This window comes from Sediminibacterium soli, assembly GCF_009939225.1.
Taxonomy (GTDB): domain Bacteria; phylum Bacteroidota; class Bacteroidia; order Chitinophagales; family Chitinophagaceae; genus Sediminibacterium; species Sediminibacterium soli.
The window spans coordinates 396579-420931 of sequence record NZ_JAACJR010000003.1 but is presented as its reverse complement, the minus strand read 5'-3'; the positions used below and the strand labels follow the sequence as shown (position 1 = coordinate 420931).

22 protein-coding genes are annotated in these 24353 nt (G+C 50.6%); 11 read left to right on the top strand and 11 right to left on the bottom strand.

The features are described from left to right. Positions 1-2: 2 nt before the first annotated feature. The gene (gene rfbB, locus GWC94_RS01915; protein ID WP_161833306.1) at positions 3-1058 is read right to left on the bottom strand and encodes a dTDP-glucose 4,6-dehydratase; all 1056 of its coding nucleotides are present in this window, start codon (positions 1056-1058) and stop codon (positions 3-5) included. Positions 1059-1208: 150 nt separating this feature from the next. On the opposite strand from rfbB, the gene GWC94_RS01910 reads away from it, so the two are divergent. After that, complete coding sequence (locus GWC94_RS01910; RefSeq protein ID WP_161833305.1) at positions 1209-2360, top strand: acyltransferase family protein; 1152 nt, start codon at positions 1209-1211, stop codon at positions 2358-2360. Positions 2361-2430: 70 nt separating this feature from the next. On the opposite strand, the gene GWC94_RS16975 is transcribed toward GWC94_RS01910, so the two are convergent. The 4 genes from GWC94_RS16975 to GWC94_RS01890 form a co-directional block, all read right to left on the bottom strand. Continuing rightward, on the bottom strand, positions 2431-2907 hold the full coding sequence (locus tag GWC94_RS16975) for an acyltransferase (RefSeq protein ID WP_161833304.1): 477 nt from the start codon (positions 2905-2907) through the stop codon (positions 2431-2433). Between the two features lie 31 nt (positions 2908-2938). Next, complete coding sequence (locus GWC94_RS01900) at positions 2939-3655, bottom strand: nucleotidyltransferase family protein (protein ID WP_161833303.1); 717 nt, start codon at positions 3653-3655, stop codon at positions 2939-2941. Next, the gene (locus tag GWC94_RS01895; RefSeq protein WP_161833302.1) at positions 3655-5124 is read right to left on the bottom strand and encodes a RapZ C-terminal domain-containing protein; all 1470 of its coding nucleotides are present in this window, start codon (positions 5122-5124) and stop codon (positions 3655-3657) included. The genes GWC94_RS01900 and GWC94_RS01895 overlap by 1 nt, the downstream gene beginning before the upstream one ends. Before the next feature lie 160 nt (positions 5125-5284). Next, on the bottom strand, positions 5285-6712 hold the full coding sequence (locus GWC94_RS01890) for an APC family permease (RefSeq protein ID WP_161833301.1): 1428 nt from the start codon (positions 6710-6712) through the stop codon (positions 5285-5287). 112 nt (positions 6713-6824) lie between these two features. Between GWC94_RS01890 and GWC94_RS01885 the strand changes: the two genes are divergently transcribed. Beyond that, positions 6825-7955, top strand: coding sequence for a phosphoglyceromutase (locus tag GWC94_RS01885; RefSeq protein WP_161833300.1), 1131 nt, complete (start codon positions 6825-6827; stop codon positions 7953-7955). Between the two features lie 186 nt (positions 7956-8141). Here GWC94_RS01885 and GWC94_RS01880 read toward each other — a convergent pair whose 3' ends face one another. The 3 genes from GWC94_RS01880 to GWC94_RS01870 form a co-directional block, all read right to left on the bottom strand. Further along, positions 8142-9215 (bottom strand): PA0069 family radical SAM protein, encoded by a 1074-nt coding sequence (locus GWC94_RS01880; RefSeq protein WP_161833299.1) that lies wholly within the window; start codon positions 9213-9215, stop codon positions 8142-8144. 83 nt (positions 9216-9298) lie between these two features. Next, positions 9299-9883 (bottom strand): 2'-5' RNA ligase family protein, encoded by a 585-nt coding sequence (locus GWC94_RS01875; protein ID WP_235918424.1) that lies wholly within the window; start codon positions 9881-9883, stop codon positions 9299-9301. Between the two features lie 33 nt (positions 9884-9916). Beyond that, positions 9917-10504, bottom strand: a complete 588-nt coding sequence (locus GWC94_RS01870) for a 2'-5' RNA ligase family protein (protein ID WP_161833298.1) — start codon at positions 10502-10504, stop codon at positions 9917-9919. A gap of 75 nt (positions 10505-10579) precedes the next feature. Here GWC94_RS01870 and GWC94_RS01865 point away from each other — a divergent pair, with 75 nt between their 5' ends. Next, complete coding sequence (locus GWC94_RS01865; RefSeq protein WP_161833297.1) at positions 10580-10978, top strand: LexA family protein; 399 nt, start codon at positions 10580-10582, stop codon at positions 10976-10978. Between the two features lie 54 nt (positions 10979-11032). On the opposite strand, the gene GWC94_RS01860 is transcribed toward GWC94_RS01865, so the two are convergent. Further along, entirely contained in the window at positions 11033-11944 is a 912-nt protein-coding gene (locus GWC94_RS01860; RefSeq protein ID WP_161833296.1) for a DUF72 domain-containing protein, read from the bottom strand. Between the two features lie 200 nt (positions 11945-12144). Between GWC94_RS01860 and GWC94_RS01855 the strand changes: the two genes are divergently transcribed. From GWC94_RS01855 to purH, 8 genes are all read left to right on the top strand, one after another. Continuing rightward, the gene (locus GWC94_RS01855; protein WP_161833295.1) at positions 12145-13695 is read left to right on the top strand and encodes a sulfatase family protein; all 1551 of its coding nucleotides are present in this window, start codon (positions 12145-12147) and stop codon (positions 13693-13695) included. A 66-nt stretch (positions 13696-13761) separates the two neighbouring features. After that, complete coding sequence (locus GWC94_RS01850; RefSeq protein ID WP_235918423.1) at positions 13762-14331, top strand: RNA polymerase sigma factor; 570 nt, start codon at positions 13762-13764, stop codon at positions 14329-14331. Between the two features lie 10 nt (positions 14332-14341). Next, positions 14342-14704, top strand: coding sequence for a hypothetical protein (locus tag GWC94_RS01845; protein ID WP_202628603.1), 363 nt, complete (start codon positions 14342-14344; stop codon positions 14702-14704). 144 nt (positions 14705-14848) lie between these two features. After that, positions 14849-15064 carry a hypothetical protein gene (locus tag GWC94_RS01840; protein ID WP_161833293.1) on the top strand — a complete coding sequence of 72 codons (216 nt, stop codon included), beginning with the start codon at positions 14849-14851 and terminating at the stop codon, positions 15062-15064. Positions 15065-15235: 171 nt separating this feature from the next. Beyond that, the gene (locus GWC94_RS01835; RefSeq protein ID WP_235918422.1) at positions 15236-16429 is read left to right on the top strand and encodes a carbamoyl phosphate synthase preATP-grasp domain-containing protein; all 1194 of its coding nucleotides are present in this window, start codon (positions 15236-15238) and stop codon (positions 16427-16429) included. 110 nt (positions 16430-16539) lie between these two features. Then, positions 16540-17733, top strand: coding sequence for a serine hydrolase domain-containing protein (locus tag GWC94_RS01830; RefSeq protein WP_161833292.1), 1194 nt, complete (start codon positions 16540-16542; stop codon positions 17731-17733). Positions 17734-17850: 117 nt separating this feature from the next. Beyond that, positions 17851-19938, top strand: a complete 2088-nt coding sequence (locus GWC94_RS01825; protein WP_161833291.1) for a ComEC/Rec2 family competence protein — start codon at positions 17851-17853, stop codon at positions 19936-19938. Between the two features lie 29 nt (positions 19939-19967). After that, entirely contained in the window at positions 19968-21470 is a 1503-nt protein-coding gene (purH, locus tag GWC94_RS01820) for a bifunctional phosphoribosylaminoimidazolecarboxamide formyltransferase/IMP cyclohydrolase (RefSeq protein WP_161833290.1), read from the top strand. 147 nt (positions 21471-21617) lie between these two features. Here purH and GWC94_RS01815 read toward each other — a convergent pair whose 3' ends face one another. Both GWC94_RS01815 and GWC94_RS01810 read right to left on the bottom strand, forming a co-directional pair. Continuing rightward, positions 21618-22937 carry a polysaccharide deacetylase family protein gene (locus GWC94_RS01815; protein WP_161833289.1) on the bottom strand — a complete coding sequence of 440 codons (1320 nt, stop codon included), beginning with the start codon at positions 22935-22937 and terminating at the stop codon, positions 21618-21620. A gap of 19 nt (positions 22938-22956) precedes the next feature. Further along, a complete protein-coding gene (locus GWC94_RS01810) occupies positions 22957-24336 on the bottom strand; it encodes a LutB/LldF family L-lactate oxidation iron-sulfur protein (protein WP_161833288.1) in 1380 nt (459 codons plus the stop codon). Between the last annotated feature and the right edge of the window lie 17 nt (positions 24337-24353).

The following is a 24353-nucleotide window of genomic DNA, read 5'->3' as shown; positions in this document are numbered from 1 at the left end:
GCTCAACGGTTGGCGTACATGGATTGGTAATAAGCCTGGTAACTGCCGCTGGTTACATGCTGCAGCCATTCGGTGTTGCTCAGGTACCAGTCGATGGTTTCCGACAGGCCCTGTTCAAAGGTAACACTGGGTTTCCATCCCAGTTCCTTGTTGATCTTGCCCGCATCGATCGCGTAGCGTCTGTCGTGTCCCGGCCGGTCCTTCACATACCTGATAAGCTGTTCGCTTTCGCCGGCTGCCCTGGCCAGTTTTTCATCCATTAAACGACAAAGTAATTTCACCAGGTCGATATTTCTCCATTCGTTGAATCCGCCAATATTGTAAGTTTCGCCGATAACACCGTTGTGAAAAATGGTATCGATGGCAATGGCATGATCTTTTACATAGAGCCAATCGCGTGTAAACAGGCCATCACCATACACCGGCAGCGGTTTTTTATGGATGATATTATTGATAAAAAGCGGTATCAGTTTTTCAGGAAAATGGTTGGGCCCGTAGTTATTGGAACAATTGGAAACCACCGTTGGCAACTGGTAGGTTTCATGGTAGGCGCGTACAAAATGATCGGACGAAGCCTTGCTCGCCGAATAGGGCGAATTGGGATCATAAGGCGTTGTTTCGGTAAAAAAACCGGTCTCGCCCAGGCTGCCGTACACTTCATCCGTTGAGATATGGTAGAACCTGTGCGCGGAAAGATCGTTCGTCCATTTTTTCCGGGCAGTATTCAGCAGGTTTACCGTTCCGATGATATTGGTAAATACAAAATCCAGCGGCGACTCGATCGAACGGTCAACATGCGATTCCGCAGCCAGGTGAATGACATCGGTTATGTTCTCCCCGTCAAATACCTGCTCCAGCGAAGCCGCATCCAGGATATCGGCTTTTACAAACCGGTAGTTGGGACTTGCCTCGATATCAGCCAGGTTTTCAAGATTGCCCGCATAGGTCAGTGCATCAAGGTTAATGATCTGATAGGCAGGGTATTTATTTACAAAAAGACGCACTACATGCGACCCGATAAACCCCGCCCCGCCGGTGATCAATATGTGTTTGTTCATAGTTGCACAGTTGGGCAGGCAAAATACAGATTTAAGTGAGATTTCTGAAGAAGGATATCAGCCCGGCCATAGGCCCGGAGCGTGCCGTGGTAGTGTTCGGTCATCTACAATAATTTCCTTTTTGCCCGGGGATTAATTATCTTCAATCGCATGAACCAGCGATACCATTCCCTCGATGTGTTCCGCGGTGCAACCGTGGCATTGATGATCCTTGTCAACAACCCCGGAAGCTGGTCGCATATCTTTTCACCGCTGGAACATGCGGCCTGGCATGGCTGCACGCCCACCGACCTGGTATTTCCTTTCTTTCTGTTTGCGGTTGGAAATGCCATGGCCTTCGTTATGCCCCGTCTTGAACAGGCCGGTCCGGCGGTGTTCTGGAAAAAAGTGGTCAAAAGAACCCTGCTTATTTTTGCCATCGGCATTTTCCTTAACTGGAGTCCTTTTGTGCGCTGGAACGGCGAAGAACTTGCGTGGAAAACCTGGGAGAACGTGCGGATATTCGGGGTATTGCAGCGTATTGCCGTTTGTTATTTTTTTGCTTCGGTAATTGTTTACTATGCCAAAACAAAAGGGGCTTTCGTGGTCAGCGCTGTCCTGTTGTTGCTGTACTGGATCCTTTGTCTGGCATTTGGCGCTCCCGGAGACCCCTACAGCCTGCAGGGATGGTTTGGCACCGATGTAGACAAAACCATACTGGGTGTTTCGCATATGTACAAAGGCGAAGGTGTACCGTTTGACCCCGAGGGTATTCCCAGCACCATGGCGGCGGCAGTGCAGGTGGTATTCGGTTTTTTTGCCGGACAGTATATCCAGCAGAAAGGCAAGAACTATGAAATGCTCGCCAATCTTTTTGTGGCGGGACTGGTTCTGCTGTTCACCGGCTACTGCTGGGATATGGTCTTCCCCGTCAACAAAAAAATATGGACCAGCAGCTATACCCTTTTTACTTCCGGACTGGCCATGGTGATACTGGGTATTTTTATTTACCTCATCGAATTCAAAGAAGCCAGGGGTGCCTGGAATAAATTCTTTGACGTGTTTGGCAAGAACCCCTTGTTCATTTTCGTGCTGAGCGGCTTTTTACCGAGAGTGCTGTCCATGTTCCGCTGGCAGGATCATATTACGCCCGAAGGAAAACCGGCCTATACTTCTGCCTTTCCCTGGTTCTATGAACATGCACTAAAAAATATCTCCGCCGACCTGCGCGTGGGATCGCTGGTGTATGCACTGTGTATGATCACCTTCTACTGGCTGATCGTGTATATCCTGGATAAGAAGAAAATTTATATCAGGGTGTAACGAATGGTCGGCGGATTTGCGGGTCATGGTCTTCCGACATTCATTTAAGTTCGACACAACGGCAGTGGCGCTATCGCAGTTTCACCGCCGGGTTTCCGGCATACACACCGGGCTCAAGGATATCTTTTGTCACTACCGCGCCTGCGCCGATAACCGCAGTGTCGCAGATCGTTACCGGTAAAATAGTGGCGTTGCTGCCAATGGATACATGGCTGCCTATACAGGTGGGCTTCCATAGTTCGGGATCGCCTGCCGGACCATTGTTTGAAAAACTATCGTTGATGAACATAACACCATGACCGATAAAACAGTTGTCTCCGATCGTCACTTTTTCACAGATAAAACTGTGCGATTGTATGCGGCAGTTATTGCCGATCACCACGTCTTTCTGTATCTCGGAGAAGGGGCCTATGAAACAGTTGTTGCCGATACGGCATCCGTATAGGTTGCAGGGTTGTACGATATGCACCTCTTTTCCGAATACGACATCGCGTATTCCGGAGCCGGTTTCGCGGGGAACATTGCCTGTTTCTTCAGCCTGGCTCATACAAGAATTTAGAACCGAAGTTCGGATTTACTCATAAAAAAAATGCTTCCGCTTTTGCCAGGCTTTCGGGCTTGCCAACATCGATCAGGTGGGAGCCCGTATGGTCATAGGCGGAAATGGTATGGTTGGCTGCCAGCGACAGGTATACATCCACCATGGAAAACTTGCCCTCCTGAACCAGCAAGGGAAGCAGCGAACTGCTGATGATATGCATGCCGCTGAATGCTTTTCTGCGCAGCGGTTCTGCCGGGCGGGCAATTTTTTGTTCGCCTGTTTTTACATTCTCCCAGCCACACAGTGTATTGCGCTCATCAAACAGGAAATAACGGGAGGTTTCCCGCTCCGTAACGGCCAATGTGGCCATACTGCCCGACCGTTCGTGGGCTGCGATCATACCGGTAAGATCCATATCGGTGAGAATATCCGCGTTCATCACTGCAAAATTCTTTTCGTCCGAAAAATACCAGGCTGCTTTTTTCAGGCCACCGCCGGTTTCAAGCACAGCATCTGTTTCGTCGGAGATTGTAATATGACTGCCCCAACCGCTGTTCCCGTCAACTGCATCTATTATCTGCGAAGCAAAATGATGCACATTAATGATCACATCGTAAATACCGTGCTGCTGCAGGTAGCCGATATTACGCTGCAGCAGGGATTTGCCGTTCACCGGCGCCAGTGCCTTGGGGTGGTGATCGGTCCAGGGTTTTAACCGGGTACCCAGTCCGGCGGCAAAGATCATGGCTTTCATTACGCAGATGGTTTGTCGTTTGCGGGCAGTGTTCTCACCCAATTGTCGGTATTGGTGTGATCCAGCTTTATTTTCAGTTTGTATTTGTTACGCAAGTGCCGTGCTGTTTGTTCTGCGGCATATACACTGCGGTGTTGCCCGCCTGTACAGCCAAAATTGATCATCAGGTGGTCAAAGCCCCTGCGCAGGTACTCTTCCACGGTAATATCCACCAGGTCCCACACACTGTTAAGGAATTCGTTCATTTTTGTTCTCTGCTCGAGAAAATCCTGCACCGGTTTGTCTTTACCGCTTAAGGTTTTGTATTCATCGAACCTGCCGGGGTTAAGTATGCCGCGCATATCGAATACAAATCCGCCACCGTTTTCGCTGCCGTCTTTCGGAATGCCTTTTTTATAACTGAAACTGTTGATCTCTATCATCAGCGGTGTTGCCTCATTTGCCTGTGGCGGTTCAAAACGGCGGATCATATCATCGGTCACCACCAGTTTCAGCACACGGTCAAACTCGGGGGTAACGATACCGATGCGTTTGTGTTCGATAAAAAATTTCAGGTTACGCAGTGCCAGCGGTATGCTTGCCAGAAAATGCGCTTTTCGTTCAAACAGTCCGCGGAAACCGTATGCGCCCATCACCTGCATCAGCCTGATCAGCACATACCCGTTATACTGGCTTACAAACGTAACCCGGTCGATCTCTCTGCCCAGCAGTTCGTCCACCCTGTCCATATAATATTCGAGCAGCGAATCTTTCCATTCCTCGCTCAACTCCGCCTTGGCCTGCCAGAGCATGGATGCCACATCGTATTGCAGGGCGCCTTTCATTCCGCCCTGGTAATCGATAAAACTCACTTCATCATCCTTCACAATAATATTGCGGCTCTGGAAATCGCGCATCATGAAATACTTGTACTCGGTGCGCGTCAGGTAGGTGCTCAGCGCATCAAAATCATCCAGCATCGCCTGTTTATCGTAAGGTAGCTGCAGGGTATCGAGAAAATAATATTTAAAATACAGGAGATCGCTCAGGATCGCCTGTTTGCCAAATTCCCGCGCAGTAAGACACCAGCTATAATCCAGCCCGCTATCTCCCAGCACCTGCAGCCGGGCCAGTGCCGCCAGGCTTTTCTGAAACAGGCCGTAGGCATAGGCCTGGTGGCCGTGCTGCTCAAGTTTGTTGAGTAAGGAGTCGGTACCCAGGTCCTGCTGCAGGTAAATGGTATCCTCTTCATTCACTGCCAGTATCTGCGGAACGGGCAGGCCGGCTTTTTCAAAATGACGGCTGAAATACACAAAGGTCTGCGTCTCCTTCCGGTTGAGGTTATAGGTGGCAATAAACGTGTTTTCGCCCGAATACAACCTGAAATAGGTGCGATCGCTTCCGCTCTGCGGTAACTTTTCGATCCTGTCTGGTTTTATCGGGCTGATCCTCGCAAACAATGCCGAAATGGCCTCTATCACTGACTCCATGGTCTTTCGTTTGCAGCGAAAATAAGGGGAAGAATTTGAAGATGTGAGAATTTGGGGGTTGAGAATGGGATAGATGAATGGTCGTATGGCTTAATGGTTTACCTGTTCGATGATTACGCTCCGGGTCTCTGACAATAAAACCATTAATCCATTTAGCTGTTTAACCCATTCGCTTCATTTGTTTTCTCCCGAACAAAAAATAGATCGGTAACCCCATAAGCGTGATCAGCATGCCCAGCAAAGTATTGATCACGGGGGTCTTACCGGAGCGGTACTGACTGATATCGGTTACCAGCGTGATCACCTGAAAACAAGCCGTGAACAGGATAAACACCAGCGGCACCAGGGGGTATCCCCAGACTTTATAGGGTCGTTCTGCTGTTTTCATGCGTTTTCGCAGCATCAGAACACCCAATGCACTCATGCCGTAAAAGAACCAGCTGACAAAGATCAGCATATCCGTCAGCATATCGAATGAGCCAGATACGATCAGCACTATGGTCCAGCCGGCATTCAGCCAGAGTGCATTGCCGGGGGTATGGTAACGCGGCTCCACTTTTCCTGCTGCCGATAAAAAACGACTGGTACTGCCCAGCGCAAACGTTACGCGCGCCGTTGCAAGTATATTGGCATTGGCTGTGCCAAATGTTGAAATGACCACGATCAGGGCGATCACCATCCCGCCCGTTTTTCCCCAGGCCGCATTTGCCGCGTCCGAGGCAACGAACCGGGAAGCGGCCAGGCGGTCTACGGGCAGAACATAGCTATACGCCAGATTGATCAGCAGATAGGTAACAATACAGAACAACAACCCCACAAACAAACTGCGTGGAATATTCTGCTGTGGGTTCCTGATCTCTCCTGCAACAAATGTGATATTGTTCCATCCGTCATAGGCCCAGAAAGCACCCGCGATCGCCAGCATATAGGCGCCCGCCAGCGACCATCCGCCGGGGGCGTCCGGCAGCGTGGAATGTATGTTAGCCAGACTTCCTTTCGACGAACCCATCACGCCGGCGATAAGCATCAGTATGGCCAGCGCCTTTAAAAATGTAAATACCCTTTGCAAACCGCTGCCATAGGCAATACTCCGGTAACTGATCCAGGTAAGCAGCAGCACGATAAAGATGGTAACCGATTTTGTACCGATATTTTCCAGGGGATACAGATCGCCTGTCAGCGGTATATGCAACCGCAAAGCATGTGCTGTTGCGGCGTCGAACTCTGGCAGCCGGACAAAATAATTGATGTACTGGGCGCACACATAGGCGATGGACGCATTTCCGCCGGTGTTAAAGACGGCAAAAGCAGCCCATCCATAAATAAATGCAAACCCGTTGCCGTAAATTTTTTGGAAGAAAACATACTGCCCGCCCGTTTCGGGAAACAAAGCAGCCAGCTCTGCATTGGATAACGCGCCGAATAAAGTGATGATACCCGCCACCACCCAAACACTAAGCAGCAGCCAGGGAGAGCCCAGCTGCGAAGCCATCACCGCAGGTTTCATAAAAATTCCGGAGCCGATCACACCGCCTACAACGATCGCCAGGGCAGATTGCAGGGAGAGTTTACGTTTGAATGAAGCCATCTGTGCAGTGTTGTTGCTAAGATATATTATCGCAACGATTCAATAACAGTAAGTTAATATACCCCATCGCATATTGTTAACACTGATGCCGTTTTTTTGACAAACCTATCAGATGAAACAGCCGCTCACTGTTCTGCTTCTTTCTTTTTGCCTCGTATCTGCGCTTTGCGCCCAGGAAAAGCCAAAGAACATCTTTATCATCACCATCGACGGCTTTCGCTGGCAGGAACTGTTCAACGGCGCAGATCCCGAACTGGTAAATAATACCGCATTTGTAAACGATACCGCGCTGCTGAAAGAATTATACGACGACAGTACCGCAGAACTGCGCAGACAGAAACTGCTGCCTTTTTTCTGGAGCGTGATCGCCCGGAAAGGCCAGCTTACCGGCAACCGGGCTTATGGCAACCGTGTTAACGTCAGTAATTTTTACAAGATCTCCTACCCGGGTTACAACGAATTGCTGACCGGATATGCCGACCCCAGGCCTGTGCTGAACACACCCACACCCAACCGCAACACCAACATACTTGAGTACCTGAATAAGGAAGAAGAATACACGGGAAAAGTGGTGGCGTTCAGCTCCTGGAATATCTTTCCCTATATCATCAACGAAAAAAGAAACGGCATACCGGTGAACAGCGGCTATGAAGCCATCGAAGAATCAGACAGCACCGATAGATATATTAACCAGGTGCAGGGAAATATCGACGAGTCGCATTGCCGGTACGACAGGCTTACCTATCTCGCGGCAAAGGAATACATACAGAAACACCATCCCAAAGTGGCGATGATCGGCTTTGGCGAAACGGACGAGTACGCACACCAGCGGAAATACGATATGTACCTGCAGCATGCCAACGCCATCGACCGGATGATCGCCGAACTCTGGTATATGATACAGACCGACCCGTTTTACAGGAACAACACTTACCTCTATATCACCACCGACCATGGCCGCGGCAAAAAGCCCACTTCCTGGTACGCACACAATCTATTTGTAAAAGGATCGGGCGAAACATGGCAGGCCATTTTGGGCCCTGGTATTGCGGCACTGGGGGAGATCAAAATTCAGCAACAGGCTTACCAGAAACAGATCGCAGGAACGATCGCCGCCCTGTTAGGCAAAAGCTTCCGCGGCAGCGATAACCCGGTTATTCCGGTCACCGCAATACAAACAAACGCCCACGAAACAGTTACCGCCGAATCCGCAAAAATCATCCGGTCATTCGCAGGCAGATAGAGAAAGGAAGAACAGATGAACAAGGAGCAAGGAACAGAGGAGCGGGAGTATTGAATACCGAATATGGAGTAATGAATATCGAATGCGGGGAGGGTTGCCCCAAAATCCGATCGTCCGTTCCTTGCTCCTTGTTCCTCTGTTCAAGCAGACAGTCGGGTTCAGCCAGACGGAACATTAGCCGGGTCTTCAGAACAACCTGCCCTGTTCGCCCGGCCGGCGGAAATGAGAGCCATCCAAATCCAGTCTTTCGGCATCCAGCTTATATAATTTGTTGTACTTGCGAAACTGCTGGCGTACCATTTCTGCGATTGGGCCTTCGCCGCGCATCCGCTGACCCCACCTGCTGTCGTTTACCTTGCCTCCATGGCCGTTCTCGATCAGGTGCCATACCTTATCGGCCCTGTCGGGAAAATTCTTGTACAGCCAGTCGTGAAAGATCAGTTTGATCGCACCGTTGAGGCGGATAAAAGTATAGGCAGAAAACCTGGCGCCACTGGCCCCCGCGGCTTCCATGATACGCTGCATTTCGTGGTCGTTCAAACCGGGTATCATCGGGCCAAGCATCACGCCGGTGCGCACACCGGCATCGCTGAGTTCGCGTATCACACGCAAACGCTGTTTGGCGGTGGTTGTGCGGGGCTCCATCACGCGCCGCAGGTCCTCTTCAAACGAAGTGATACTGACCAGCACACTCACGAGTTGTTTCTTTGCCATTTCCTGCAGCAAAGCCGTATCGCGAAGTATGCCTGCATTTTTGGTGATAATAGCCACCGGCTGGTTGAACTCATTGCATACCTCGAGCAGGCCGCGTGTAAGCCTGAACTTTTTTTCGGCGGGCTGGTAACAATCGGTATTACCGCTTAAGCCGATCGGAAGACATTCCCAGTCTTTTTTCATCAGGAACTTCCGGAGCAGCTCCGGTGCATTTTTCTTAACGATGATCTTGCGCTCAAAATCCAGTCCGGCGCTGTATCCCCAATATTCATGCGCATTACGGGCATAGCAGTAGATGCAGCCATGCTCACAGCCCTGGTATGGATTCATGCTGTACCACATACCCACATCCGGACTGTCTACTTTATTAACGATGCTTTTTGCATTGTCCTCGAGGTAGATGGTAGCGGGATTGGGCTCCGTCCAGTCATCGATGCTTTCCACCTGGTCCCGGATACGCTGGTTCTTCAGAAACCGGTTTTTCGGATTGAACTGCGCTCCCCTTCCTTTGAGGTATTGCTCCGCGTCGTTTATTTCTTCGTTCATGGTATAAAGTCTGGTTGAATGGCAGTCGGTGAGCGGGTTGAATAATGCGGCCATCCATCGCTTATCCCCCGGTGAACTTCATGTCAAAACAGTGCACCCTGCACAACCACTTCTTCCTTCCTGTTCAGCAGCCTGAATTTCCTGACGGTGGAATAATAGGTTTCGCCCTCCCGTTTTTTGAGCAGCAGTATATGATCCGCCACAAAACGGCCTGAGAAATGGGTATTGCTCAGTTCCAGCCATCCTTTTTCGTACTGCCAGGGCAGGAGTTTGCGTGCGATGGGGATACCGGGCTCGGTAATGAAATGCGGTTTGTGATCCTTATCCATTTTCATCAGCTGCTGCACGGGCCGCAGCGATTTTACGAGCTCGGCAAACCCGGTCTGTGTTGTCACTTGCAGAAAAATGCTGTGGGTAGGAAAACTGCCGAAGCCATGCAGTTCCACACCGAACCCTGGCTGCGCTGCGGCCACCAGTTCCAGCCGGTGAACCAGCTTGCGTTCCTGCATTTCGTATTGCTCAAAACGCACCAGGGTGATACCGGGTTTTCCCTTCACGGCAGCGGGACAATCATATGCCTCCGCAAATTTTTTCTTTACTGCGAGTATCTGTTCACACAAAGCTTCGTGCGGCTGCAGGGTGATAAGGTATTGTGCTGAGGGAAACATGGTAAGGATGGCTTTAGGAAACAGCTGGCGATATTATGGACGCAGACCGAATACATTCACCTGCCGGCAGGTATCGAACCGGCCCCGCCTTCTGAGCAATACCAGCTCTTTTACATGAAAACTTGTTTCGAAGGTTTTGTCTGCATAGGTTTCTACCGCATGCGCATAGGTAACCGCGTCAAGCCGCCGGGCAATTGTCAGGTGCGGGTTGCTGACAAGCTGCATTTCAGGACAACCATATCCCTGAATATACTGGTCAACCACTTTCAGTTCTTTTGCCAACTGCAGAAAGGGCTCGTGGTCTTTTACATGCAGGTAAAGTGTATGCGGCCTGAATGCCCCGTACCCGTCGAGCGTAACGGAAAAACGTTGCTTGGCGCTGATCACCCTTGCCATCCATCGTATCATGGTTTCTTCCATGGCCTCAAATGCAAGAAAACCGGCTACGGTAATATGCGGCTTGGTTTTGATGGCCACCGGCGTTTGAAATTTTTCAAAGAAAAACTGTTTTTCCGCCATCAGTTTTGCGTAAGCCTCCGGATCGGGCTGCGCCACCAGCAGGTATTCATAAAATCCGGTGGCCACCGGTGCCGTTATTGTGTCTTGATTCAGTAAACCCATATCCATAAAATAATTTTTGCGTCAAATATTTTAGCATAAATTTACTAAAATATTTAGTAATTCAAATTTATTTCTATGTATGGTCAGCCCTGGTATGGAGCCGCCCACAAGGGTTCTGCAACCAATACCGTTGCCTTTGGCGCAGACGATCATGGCGAGCGCAGCATTGATCTGAACGAACAGCTTGTACGCAACAGGCCCGCCACCTTCTTTTTCCGGATGAACAGCGATGCCATGGCAGACGCGGGCATCAGCAGCGGCGATATCCTGATCGTGGACAAAAGCATCAAGGCCGTCAGCGGCAAGATCATCGTGGCCGTGCTGAACGGCGATTTGCTGGTAAGAAGGTTACAGACGGGCATCAAGGGCATTGACCTGCTGGCGGAGAACAAACGTTACGGCAATATCCATCTCGAAGAATTCAGCAGCTATGCGGTATGGGGAACGGTGACGTATGTGATACACAGTGTGTGAAAACGGCTGACCGGTTAAAGCACCGGTCCGCAACCGGCCAGAGACGGTCTGCCATCAAAACAAGCCGGGTTGCGTATTCGTTACAAACTGCGGTTTGATCAGGTTCAGGCCGCATGCCTGGTTCATCTTATCAACCATATACACCGTCAGTTCCGGCGATTTTGCTTCATCGTGCATGTGCATAAAGAAATAGAGTTCTTCCATGCCCTTGTCGAGCCATTTTTTCATCCGCGATATCCAGGCATCCACCCGCGGGTAATCGGTGGGGTGCAGGCTGTTGCCCACATACCGGATAAATGTTTTGGGAATGGTCAGGTACATATGCGCACAGTCGCGGCGACCGGCGGTATCGGTGATCACAATGCCCATATTGAGCGATTGCAGGGTTTGCATCAGTTCGCTCCATATGTCTTTTTTGGCAAACCAGTCGGGGTGCCGCACTTCCAGGAAAAAGTTGATATCAGTGGGCAGCGACTTCAGGAAAGTATACACTTCCTCTTTCCGTTTGGGAGAAAACGCATCGCTCAGCTGCACGAATACCGGCCCCAGTTTGTCCTCGAACGCAACAATACCCCGCAGAAATTCGGAAACGGCAAAATCCTTGTTAAGCAGGCTACCGCGGTGCGTGATGCCCTGGTACATTTTAGGACAGAAGGTAAAATCGCGGTCGCCGGCCTTATCCGCCCATTTTTTGATCCCCGCAGCGCCGTATAGCTTATAATGCGTGGCATTCAGCTCAATACTGTTGTAATGCTTCACGTAGTGATCCAGGAAATCTTTTTCCTTTGTTTTCGGCGGATAGATCTTGCCCACCCATTCTGTGCGTCCCCACTTGGCGCAGCCCAGGTATACTTTCGGATGCTTTGCCCTGCTGCCGCTCAATACTTCTTTATTGAAAGCAGGATCCCTGGGCAAACTGAAATCGATCTGATCCAGTTCCGATTCGGGTACACGGCCAAATTCCATGGGATTATTTTTGTTTGAAGGGATGCTCGGCTGAATGGCTGCCCAATTTACAACAATCACCCTGCCGAAGAATTGAAAACACAAAATCAGGAGGGTAAAGTAGAAAGGCTGAAGGGTTATACATGACCGGCAGACCCCCGCCAGAGACCTGTCCCCATTACGGAACTATTCAATACCTTAGACGGGACTAATCGCCTTCTATGAAAAAAGTCTTCGGGCTGTTATTGTTTGCGCCATTTGCACTGGCTGCCCAGCAGCGCCCCAATATCATCTACATCATGAGCGATGACCATGATGCCAACGCCATCAGCGCCTATAACAAAACATTTATCCAGACGCCCAATATTGACAGGATAGCCAGGGAAGGCATCCGGTTTAACCGGGCTTTTGTTGCCAATTCCATCTGCGGGCCGGCGAGGGCTACCGTTCTTACGGGACAGTTCTCTCACAAAAACGGGTTTCTCGATAACCGCAGCAGGTTTGATTCGTCAAAGACCACCGTACCCAAGATCATGCGACAGGCCGGGTACCAGACCGCTATGATCGGCAAATGGCACCTGGTTACGCTTCCCACCGGATTCGATTACTGGAAAGTGCTGCCGGGCCAGGGCGTATATTACCAGCCCAGCCTGATCAGTATGAACCGTGATACCGCCGTGCTACCGGGCTATGCCACCGATGTGATCACCGACGAAGCGCTTGGCTGGCTGAAAGAAAAACGCGATCCGTCCAAACCCTTTGCCTTATACCTTCACCACAAAGCGCCGCACAGGAATTTTTATCCGGCGATAAAATACCTGGAACAATACCATAACAAAACCTTCCCCGAGCCTGCCACGCTGTACGAGGATACCGCAGGACATGGCAGCGCCTGGCGTTTGCAGACCATGAGCATTCTCAACGATATGACCCTGTGCAGCGATCTGAAAGTTGATCCCGCTTATATCATGGACATCCCCTGGCTGAAACCCAGCGATGCGGATATCCGCAATTACCGGTTCTCGATGAACCGTATACCCGAGAAAGACAGGACCCGGGTGCTGGAACTATACAGGAGCCGGGGCGAATTGCTGCAGAAAGAAAAGCCCAAAGGCAAGGACCTGCTGAAATACAAGTACCAGTGGTATATGCAGGACTACCTGGCCTGTGTGGCCTCGGTAGATGAGAACGTGGGCAGGGTGCTGGATTACCTCGACCAGTCGGGTCTGGCCAAAAACACGCTTGTTATGTATACTTCCGACCAGGGATTTTATATGGGACAGAACGGCTGGTTCGACAAGCGGTGGATGTACGATGTGTCTATGCGAACGCCGCTGATGGCAAGATGGCCCGGGCATATCCGCGCGGGTACGCAGACCGATGAAATGGTGCAGAATATCGATATCGCGCCTACCATGCTGAAGGCGGCGGGCATCGCCGTTCCTTCGTTTATGCAGGGCATTCCCCTCACCGGCATCATGGAACATTCCGGCAGCAAACTGCCGCGAAAAAGCCTGTACTACCACTACTATGAGTACCCCGTGGACCATTCGGTGCTGCCGCATATCGGTGTGCGCACCGACCGCTACAAGCTGATCTATTTTTATACGGTGAAAGAATGGCAGCTGATCGATCTGCAGAAAGACCCCAGCGAGCTGAAGAACCTGGTCAATGACCCCGGGTACCGGAATGTGCTGGCCGATATGAAAAAAGAGCTGATAAAACTGAAGCGGCAGTACGAGGATAATGACCCGGAAATAGGCGCGCTGTAGCAGAAATCTTTCCGGTTTTACAATATTCCTTTCCCCATACCGTCTACCTCACCAATGGTGAAGGTCATGACGATAGCAACTGACATGCCCGAAGCCCGGACGAACAATATCACCGAAGTCGTTAACGCTTACAGCAAGCGGCTGATGGGTTTTATTCGAAAACGGGTTAACAACGAGGCTGACGCGGAAGATATCCTGCAGGATGTTTTCTACCAATTCATAGGAAATACCAAACCGATAGAACAACTGACCAGTTGGCTGTTTACCGTTACGCGTAACAAGATCATAGACAGACAGCGCAAGCAGAAACCGGTGTTATTGGAAGACCTGTATCCCGAATCCGATGAAGAATCGGGCTTTGACTGGTCCGACCTGATGCCCGATAAATCGCAGAACCCCGAGACCGAATACCTGCGCAGCCTGTTCTGGGAAGCGCTGAATGAGGCATTGAACGAATTGCCCGAAGCGCAAAAACAGGTTTTTATCCTCAACGAACTGGAAGGCGTGCCATTTAAGATCATTGCCGAGCAAACGGGAGAAACCATCAACACATTATTAAGCCGCAAGCGCTATGCGGTGCTGCACCTGCGTGAAAGGCTGGGTTCACTAAAAGAAGCGCTATTGACTAACGACTAATCAAAAAATTATGAATAAGAAATTCTGGATCAAAAAGATCATCGGCTTCACCATCTGCGTACTCGCCTTTGCGGCGTTACTGGGCTGGGTGGTAATGACTCTCTGGAACAATGTGCTGGCAGAAGTGCTCCCTGTTTCCCTGATCAGCTTCTGGCAGGCGCTGGGCATACTGCTGCTGTCAAAGATCCTGTTTGGCGGCATCAAAGGAAAATTCGGTGGCGGACCAAGACATATCTGGGGCAGGGAAATGCGCGAAAAATGGCAGCATATGAGTCCCGAAGACCGCGAAAAAATGAAACAGGAATGGCGCGACCGCTGCAATATGTGGAAGAGCCGCGGAAAAAATACCGGGAACGGGGAGGGGGAATCGTGAGACATAAGACGTCAGACGTGAGACGTCAGACGTGAGAGGTCAGACGTGAGTTATCGTGAGTCGGGAGGTTCTTACATATTACATATAAATTAGCTAAACAACCAAAAAAATATTTCAGGTCTGACGTCTCACGACCCCGGTGCCATGGACATCCTCGTATTCAGGACAAATCTTTTCAATCATGATCTCGTGCAGCGTGCGGGAGAGCACCTGGATGCCATGCATGGTGTTTCCAGGTGGAATGTGGATATGCACGATATAGATTTCATTTTACGGATAGAAGCCGAGCAGGTATCTCCGCGCAATGTGGAAGAGGCTTTGCAAAAGGCTGGCTATTTTTGCGAGGAACTGGAGGATTGAGGTGATTGGCATCGCTGTTAAAACAGCAAAGGCCAAAATGCTTACAACTGTTAACAATTGAACCGTTTAACAATACAGCTGTTTCACAATATCTCCCTCCCGCCACCCATTTCTGAAATTTATCGGCGCAGAAAACTTCCATACCCTTAATTTTGCGCAATCTTTCGAGAAATGAATCCTACACTTAGTTCCAACGAATCCCTTCCTTCAGGCAAGAAAAAAATCGTCGTTTTAGGCAGCGGCCCCAACCGTATTGGCCAGGGTATCGAATTCGATTACTGCTGCGTGCATGGCCTGCTGGCCATAAAAGAATGTGGTTATGAGGCGATTATGGTCAATTGCAACCCCGAAACCGTGTCTACCGACTTCGATATGGCCGATAAGCTCTATTTCGAGCCGGTAAACTGGGAGCACCTGTGGGAGATCATCGAACTGGAAAAACCGGTGGGCGTGATCGTGCAGCTTGGCGGCCAGACGGCGCTGAAGCTGGCCAAACGCCTGCATGCAAAAGGCATCCCCATCATCGGCACCTCGTTCGATAACATGGATATCGCCGAAGACCGCGGCCGTTTTTCCGACCTGCTGAAAGAACTGACTATCCCCTATCCCCAATATGGTACCGCTTATTCCGCCGAAGAAGCGATAGAAGTGGCCAATAAGGTTGGTTACCCGGTGCTGGTTCGTCCGAGTTATGTACTGGGTGGACAGCGGATGCGTATCGTGATCAACGATGAGGAAGTGGAGAAAGCGGTGATCAGCCTGCTGAAACACCTGCCGGGCAACAAGATCCTGATCGATCATTTTCTTGACCGCTGTCAGGAAGCCGAGGTAGACGCCATTTTCGATGGCGAGAACTTCCATATCATGGGCGTGATGGAACATATTGAACCCGCAGGCATCCATAGCGGCGACAGCAATGCCGTACTGCCGGCTTTCAATCTTTCTCCGCTGGTGGTGGAAACGATGGAATACTATTCCGAAAAGATCGCACGCGCACTGGATATCCGCGGACTGATCAATATCCAGTTCGCCATCAAGGACGGCAAAGTATATGTGATCGAAGCCAATCCCCGTGCATCGCGTACCACGCCTTTTATTGCAAAAGCATACCAGATACCTTATCTCAACATAGCTACCAAAGTAATGCTCGGCGCAAAAAAGCTCACCGAGTTTACGATGGAAAAAAGACTGGAAGGTTACGCGATCAAGGAACCTGTGTTCAGTTTTGATAAATTCCCCGGTGTAAACAAGGAACTTGGCCCGGAGATGAAAAGCACCGGAGAAGCCATCCGTTTTATCAAAGACCTGCGCGATCCCTATTTCCGTACGCTCTATAAGGAGCGCAGCATGAACCTGAGCAAATAGAAAAATTTACCGCTTCAACCGCAGATCCGCAGCACCCATACAGCTGCGGATCTGCGGTTTTTGCTTTTCCGCCGGTCCCGGCATGTCCCAAAACATCGCTACATTCGGGAATGGTGCGGATGCTGTTTGTCGTTATATCACTTCTGTTCTTTTCTTCCTGTTATGTAACAAGGGCCTACCGGCACCGCAATTTTTACCTGAAAGACCTGGAAAAATTTGACGCGGTTCCGTTAAACGCACCGGCTTCTTCTTTTTATTTCAGACAGGGTGCGCTTTCTCCGGATATGACCGCCTTTATCGACAGCAATCTGACCAATTCCTATACCTATGCCTTTCTGGTGATCAGGAACGACAGCATCCTCTACGAAAAATATTTCGATAACCTGTCCGATAAAACGCTGATGCCTTCTTTCTCTGTTGCCAAATCTTTCGTGGCCACCCTCGTGAAAATGGCCCAGGAAGAAGGCGTCATCAAAAGCCTGCAGGACCCCATCACCGCCTACCTTCCTTTCCTGCTGAAAAACGATCCGCGATTTGCCAACATCACCCTGCAGCACCTGCTCGATATGCGCAGCGGCATCAGGAGCAGGGAGAATTACGGCGATCCTTTTTCCGATGTGCTGAAGCTCGGCTTTACAAAAAATATCTGGGGCAGGCTCAAACACCTGCGGGTAGAAAAAGCGCCCGGCGAGCACGAGTACAAAAGCGTGAATACACAGTTGCTGGCGCTGATCGTTGAAAAAGCCACGGGTAAAAAAATACAGGATTACCTGGTGCAGAAAATATGGCAGCCGCTGGGTATGGAAACAACCGCAAGCTGGAATATAGACAGCAAAGCACACCAGGTAGCCCGTGCTTTCTGCTGTATCAATGCCAGCGCCAGGGATTTTGCCAAACTGGGCAGGCTGTACCTGAACAAAGGTAACTGGAACGGTCACCAGCTCATATCGGCCAACTGGATCACCGGCACCGTACACGCAGATACCATGGCGCGCTACGGAGGTTACAAGAACCAATGGTGGGGCGGCCAACGGTCGGAGTATTTTACAGATTCCGCCGAAGCAGCTGTCTTTGCCCAAAAACACAGCAGCGCACGGATCTTTACCTATACGCCGAAAAACAGCGGCACCCCGTATTTCGGCGTACGCAAAAACAACGCGCCTTATTACGCAGAGGGCATACTCGGGCAATTTGTTTTTGTGGAGCCCGAGAAAAACCTGGTCATCGTAAGACTGGGGCATTACTGGAACAACCACTCCTTCAAAACAGAATCCTTTCTGCACCGTGTGGCGCGCGGCCTGTAGAACATCGCAGCGGCGGCGGTTTTGGCAGACGCCCGCCTGGATTCCCGGGTGTTATTTCTTTTCAAAACGGGTATTAATACCTGAAACCATCCCGATGATCGCGGTTAGGTTTACGTTATGCCAAGATTTGGTATACATTTCTGGAAACAGCTTCCCTTTCTGCGGCTGCTGATTGCGCTGTGCACGGGCATACTGCTGCAATATTACCTTCCCGTGCCGCCGGGCCTGTCTGCAGCCATTTCGGGGATGGCATTTCTGCTGCTGCTGTTGCTGCTGCGCAGTAAAAGCGCCCTGCCGTTTCGTTTCCGCTGGATCAACGGCGTATTGGTAAGCGTTTTATTTACGGAAATGGGCAGCCTCCTCCTGTACACCCACGATAACAGGAACGATACCCATTGTGTAACAAACCTTATCAGCGACGGGGTTTCGGTTCTGTTGGTCGGTACCAGCGAACCGCTGACTGAAAAACCCCGGTCGGTAAAAACGATCGCAAAGGCAGAAGCGGCATGGCAAAACGGCCGGTGGATAAGGGCTTCGGGCAGCATAATGCTGTATTTTAAAAAAGACAGACCCATCGATCTCCCATATGGCACCCAGCTGTTAATCCGTGCCCGTCTGCAGCCCATCCGCAACAGCGGCAACCCCGCTGCATTCGATTACCGGGCATACTGCGCCTCGCAGAACATTTTTTACCAGGCATACCTGCAGGAAAAAGACTACCGCATTACGGGAAAAAAAACAGGAAGCATCCTTGCAGAAGTCCTGTTCGAAACCAGGGAGAAAGTGCTTGCCGCACTCAGAAAATACATTCCCGGCAAAAAAGAAGCAGGTGTTGCCGAAGCGCTGCTGATCGGTTACCGGAACGATCTCGACAAAGAACTGGTGCAATCCTACAGCAACACCGGTGTGGTGCATATTATCGCGATCAGCGGACTGCACCTGGGCATGATCTATGGCTTGCTGCTGTTCCTGTTCAGTCCTTTTAAACGGCAGGCATGGATACGCTGGATAAAACCCGTTACCATCCTGCTGGTGTTATGGGGGTTTTGCCTGCTTACAGGTGCGGCGGCATCCATACTGAGGTCGGCCGTTATGTTCAGTTTTATTGTTGTGGGCGAAAGCCTGGGACGAAAAACGCAGGTGTACAATACGCTGGCCGCTTCGGCATGCTGTCTGCTGGTGTATAACCCCTGGTTTCTATGGGATGTGGGTTTTCAGTTATCCTATGCTGCTGTAACCGGCATCCTGCTGTTTATGAAACCCATCTGCAGACTGGTGTATTGCCGCAACAAACTGCTTGGCGGTATCTGGCAGCTGCATGCCATCAGTTTATCGGCGCAGGTGCTTACCCTTCCGCTGCTGCTGTACTATTTTCACCAGTTCCCCAACCTGTTCCTTTTCACCAATTTTATCGCAGTGCCGCTGTCGGGACTGATACTGTACGGAGAGCTGCTGCTGATAGCGCTCAGCTGGCTGCCTGTGGCAGGGGTGCTTATCGGGCAAACCCTCTCTTTTCTTATCGCACAGATGAACGGCGTGATCGAACGCACCGACAGGCTTCCGTTTGTCGTTACCGATGCCATCCATGCGGATCTGGCAACTGCTGTCCTGGTATTCTTTGTCATAACCACCGCCGCTGTATGGCTGTTGCATAAAAGAAAGGATTTTGCCCTGGTATCGCTTGCCGGACTGTCCGCCATTCTTTGCTGGCGTATGTGCTGGCAGTTCCGGTGCGGCAGGCAGCAAAAACTGATCGTTTACCATATTCCCAAAAGAAGCGCTGTTGACATTATGCTGGGACAGAACTGCCTGTTTCTCCATACCATACCCGCTGCGGAAAGAAAAGCGGCTAACAGCTTTTACCTCAAACCCGCCCGCGTGCTGTATGGCATAGGGGTAGGAAGGGTAAAAAATACCGTTTTAAAAAACCGCCTGATCCGGCTTGGGCGCCGTTCCATTCTGCTGATCGGCGAGTCGATACAGGTACCCAAAACCGCCTACCGGATACCCGTGGATATGATCCTTATCAGCGGTAACCCAAAGCTTTATCTCAGCCAGATTTCCGCGGCATTCAATTGCGGGCAGTATGTATTCGACAGCAGCAACCCCCTGTGGAAAATCCGGTACTGGAAAAAAGAGGCAGAGAGCCTACATTTGCGCCACCATTCGGTACCTGACCAGGGTGCGTTTGTAATGGATCTCTAACAGCCTGTCTGCATCCCAAAGCCATCATCATGCAAAAGAAAATTCAATCTGCGCTTATCTCCGTTTTTTATAAGGACGGACTGGAACCTATCGCTAAAAAATTAAAAGAACTCGGTGTTACGATCTATTCCACCGGCGGTACCCAGAAGTTCCTGGAAGACCTGGGTGTGGGCTGTATACCGGTAGAGAGCCTTACCACCTACCCGTCCATTCTCGGCGGCAGGGTAAAAACCCTGCACCCTGCGGTTTTTGGCGGCATACTGGGCAGGAGATACGAAGCGCAGGACCTGCAGGAAATGAAACAATACCAGATCCCCGAAATAGACCTGGTGATCGTTGACCTCTATCCTTTTGAAGAAACCCTGCGTAACACCACCGAAGAAAAAGCCATCATTGAAAAGATCGATATCGGCGGCCCTTCCATGATCCGTGCAGCGGCAAAGAATTTCCGCGACATCGTGGTGATAGCTGCAAAAGACGATTATGCAGGACTGGAAAAGCTGCTCGAAGAACAAAAAGGCGAAACCACCCTCGAACAGCGAAAAGCTTTTGCCGCAAAAGCGTTTGAAGTGGTGATGCACTATGATATCGCCATCAGCAATTATTTCAACCCCGGCATCGAACAATCGCTTCGGTATGGCGAAAACCCGCACCAGAACGCGACATTCAAGGGCAATCTCTCAGAATTGTTTGAGCAATTGAACGGCAAGGAGCTCTCGTATAATAACCTGGTGGATGTGGATGCCGCCGTGCAGCTGATCAACGAATTCCGCTCGGCGCGTGATGTGCAGGATATGGTGTTCGCCATCATCAAACACACCAATGTCTGCGGTATCGCCGCCAGGCTTACGGTAAAAGATGCCTGGGATGCGGCGCTGGCGGGTGATCCCGAAAGCGCTTTCGGCGGCGTGATCGTTTGCAACGGCGTTATCGATAAAGCCACCGCAGACGCCATCAACGAGATCTTCTTTGAAGTGCTGATCGCTCCTTCCTTCAATGCCGATGCACTGGAAGTGCTGAAAAGCAAAAAGAACCGCATACTATTGCAGCTACACGATCATAGCGGTGCGTTGAAATCACCTTCGCGTTCCATCCTCAATGGCACATTGGAGCAGGACGGTGATATCGGCAATTTCAGCAAATGGGACGAAGTGGGCGGCCGCGAGACCAGCGCTCTCGAAAAAGAGGAACTGGTATTTGCCAACCTGATCTGCAAACACCTCAAGAGCAATGCCATTGCGCTGGTAAAGAACAGACAGCTGGTAGGCAAAGGCTGCGGACAAACCAGCCGCATCGACTCTTTGCGCCAGGCGATCGAAAAAGCAAAACAATTCAATTTCGACCTTAACGGCGCAGTACTGGCATCGGATGCTTTCTTCCCTTTCAACGATTGCGTGCAGATAGCACATGCCGCGGGTATCGAAGCATTCATCCAGCCCGGCGGCTCGGTTCGCGACAAAGACAGCATCGAGTACTGCGTATCCAATAACCTCGCAATGGTTATGACGGGTATGCGTCACTTCAAACATTGAGGATGAGATTCGCGGATTAGTGGATTATGGATTTGTGGACTGTTTTTTCTCTCTCTGCGAAACCCTGCCCTTCTGGTCTCTGCGGTGAACAAATACCCAATTTTCACCGCAGAGACCCAGAGAACTAATCCGCAAATCCATAATCCACTAATCCGCAATCCTAAAATTCCTCCGCAGAAAATCCGCGTACATATCCCGCCATTGCACCCATTCGGGTTGTTCGGTCAGGAAATGATTGTGGAATAATGTGATGAACAGACCGTTCACCTTTTTCACCGTATCGTGGTAGTATTGCAGCTCCTCGCGCGCCTGCGCGGCATTGTACCCCTGTTCAAAAAAAGAACAGGCTTCCATAAAACAGAAAGGATGGATGACCAGCGGCGTGACGGTTTCTTTTTCAAGATCGTACCAGTGATAGGGCAATGCATAAGAGGCCCTGAACCCGTTCACGGTGCCATACGCCATGGAATGATCGGCAGTGATGCCGGCATCGGTCAGCCTGCGGTAGTCCTGCGGCAGGTTGAAACGGAGATAGTGGTTACGTGAGGTAATTATCCTGCGCCCGGTGACAGTCTCAAGCGTTTTTTTCTCCTTCACCAGCAAATCGGTATCGGTTCCGCTCTGCCAGGAAGGGTGAAGACCGGTGGCATATCTGTCTGCCAGCCCGCGGTACAGACGCTGCAACTCGCGGGAAGCTGCGGGAAGATTTTTATCGTAGGCGCCTCTTTTCAGGATCGTCAGTAAAAAATAAAGGGGTTGCAGCCGGTGTTCTGCATGCAATGCATCGAGCCAGGAAAAAGTATCGAACGGATCGGGCTGTTTACCCGAATACACGTTGCCGCGCTCGATAAGTTTTTCCGTTTTCCCCTTTACCAGGTCTAGAAAAAAACCGGCCACATTCTTCCAGACGGGCTGACCGAGATAACTGTAGGCAATATCCACATCATAGGTAGGCAGAAAACAGAACCTATGCAAAGACCGGGGAAACGAAACAGCGGGAAATACAGACCGAAGGTGCCGGTAAAACAATTCCATCCAGGTGTTTACCAGGGGCTGGTTCAGAAAACCTTCGCGGTAAGCCAGGCTGTTGGTGTGTGCATACCGGCCATACTTATCTTTTTCATGCGGCAGGTATTCTTCGTAGCGGCTGAGCAGGTAAAAAGCAGCGGCAAAAATATCGAACGGAATATCCCCCTCCGTTTTAAAAAAAACCTTTTGCGCATCCCAGTCAAAACAAACAACGGCCTGCCGGGAAACCTGCTTCTCCGACAGCAGTCCATGCGGAACGATCCTGCATACACCCCCGATAACATCATCGGAATAATTGATACGCGGCCCCTCGCAGACCTCGAAAACATCGCGCGAGGTAACGATCCGGAAACGGTTGTCAAAAAAAACGGAGCAGGTATACGAAAGACGGGGGGTGTCTTCTTTTGCAAAAATCCATACCGGCTTATCCGTATTCAAATTGGTGATTTGGCGTTGATCAATGTTTATCCTGTTTTTCCCTCCACAGTTCATTGAATGTTTTCTGGCTGAAATCAAGATCCGCACGGTGTGCGGTCCAGCCCTTGAATACTTTGTTCACCACCCAGTTCTTCATCCTGCCATTGCCCATGTTCATCATGGTACGGTTAAGGCTGGCTGTTTTCCAGGCTTTCCAGGCAACACGCTCCGCCAGGGAAGAACTTCCTTTGGTCACGGCTTCATGGCGGTTGTCGAGCAGCAGTTCGTGCAGGTTGATCCGCACCGGGCATACCTCGGTGCAGTTGCCGCACAGCGAAGACGCATAACTCAAATGTTTGTAGTCGTCCATACCGCGCAGATAGGGCGTGATCACTTTACCGATAGGGCCGCTGTAGGTGGTTTCGTAAGAATGTCCGCCGATATTTTTGTAAACCGGGCATGCATTCAAACAGGCGCCGCAGCGTATGCAATACAATGCCTCGCGCGAGGTGGGATGCGCCAGCAGGTTGGTACGCCCGTTATCGAGCAGTATCACATACATTTCTTCGGGACCATCGATCTCCGTGCTTTGCCTGGGGCCCGAAATAATTGTGTTGTAAACCGTAAGCTGTTGCCCGGTTCCGTAGGTGGCCAGCAGGGGCCAGAACATCGGAAGATCGTGGATCGATGGGATCATTTTTTCGATACCTACGATGGCGATATGCGTTTTGGGCCAGGCGCAGCTCAGTCTCCCGTTTCCCTCATTCTCCGTAACCGCAATACCGCCGATATCGGCGATCAGGAAATTAGCGCCTGTGACACCCACTTCTGCCTGCACATATTTTTCCCGGAGCACTTTTCTTGCCACCAGCGTAAGTTCTTCGGGGCTCAGCGTAGACGGTGTACCGAGTTTTTCGGCGAAGAGTTTGGCCACGTCTTCCTTGCTTTTGTGCATGGCAGGCGTTACGATATGATAGGGTGGCTCTTCATCCAGCTGTTGTATGTATTCTCCCAGGTCGGTTTCAATGCTTTCAATGCCGTTGGATGCAAGGTAATCGTTGAGGTGTATCTCTTCAGTTACCATGCTCTTGCTTTTTACAAGCGTTTTGCAGTTCTTCTCCCGGCAGATCCTGCCAACCGCTTCCAGCGCCTGTTCTGCATTTTCGGCCCATATCACTTTGGCGCCGCGGGCGGTGATCTTTTTTTCAAATTCCTCGAGGTATTTATCCAGGTGCTCGATGGCTTCCCATTTGCGGTTCTTTGCTTTTTCACGGACCAGCATCATATCCGCAAACTGTTTTTTTCCCTGCGGCACCACCGCATTGTATTTGCTGATATTGAAATTGATCTTGCGCCTGTGTTCCAGGTCGGCGGCCTTGATGGTGCTTTTGGCAATAAAGGAAGCAGCAGTTTCTTTCATCGGGAAGCGAAAATTGA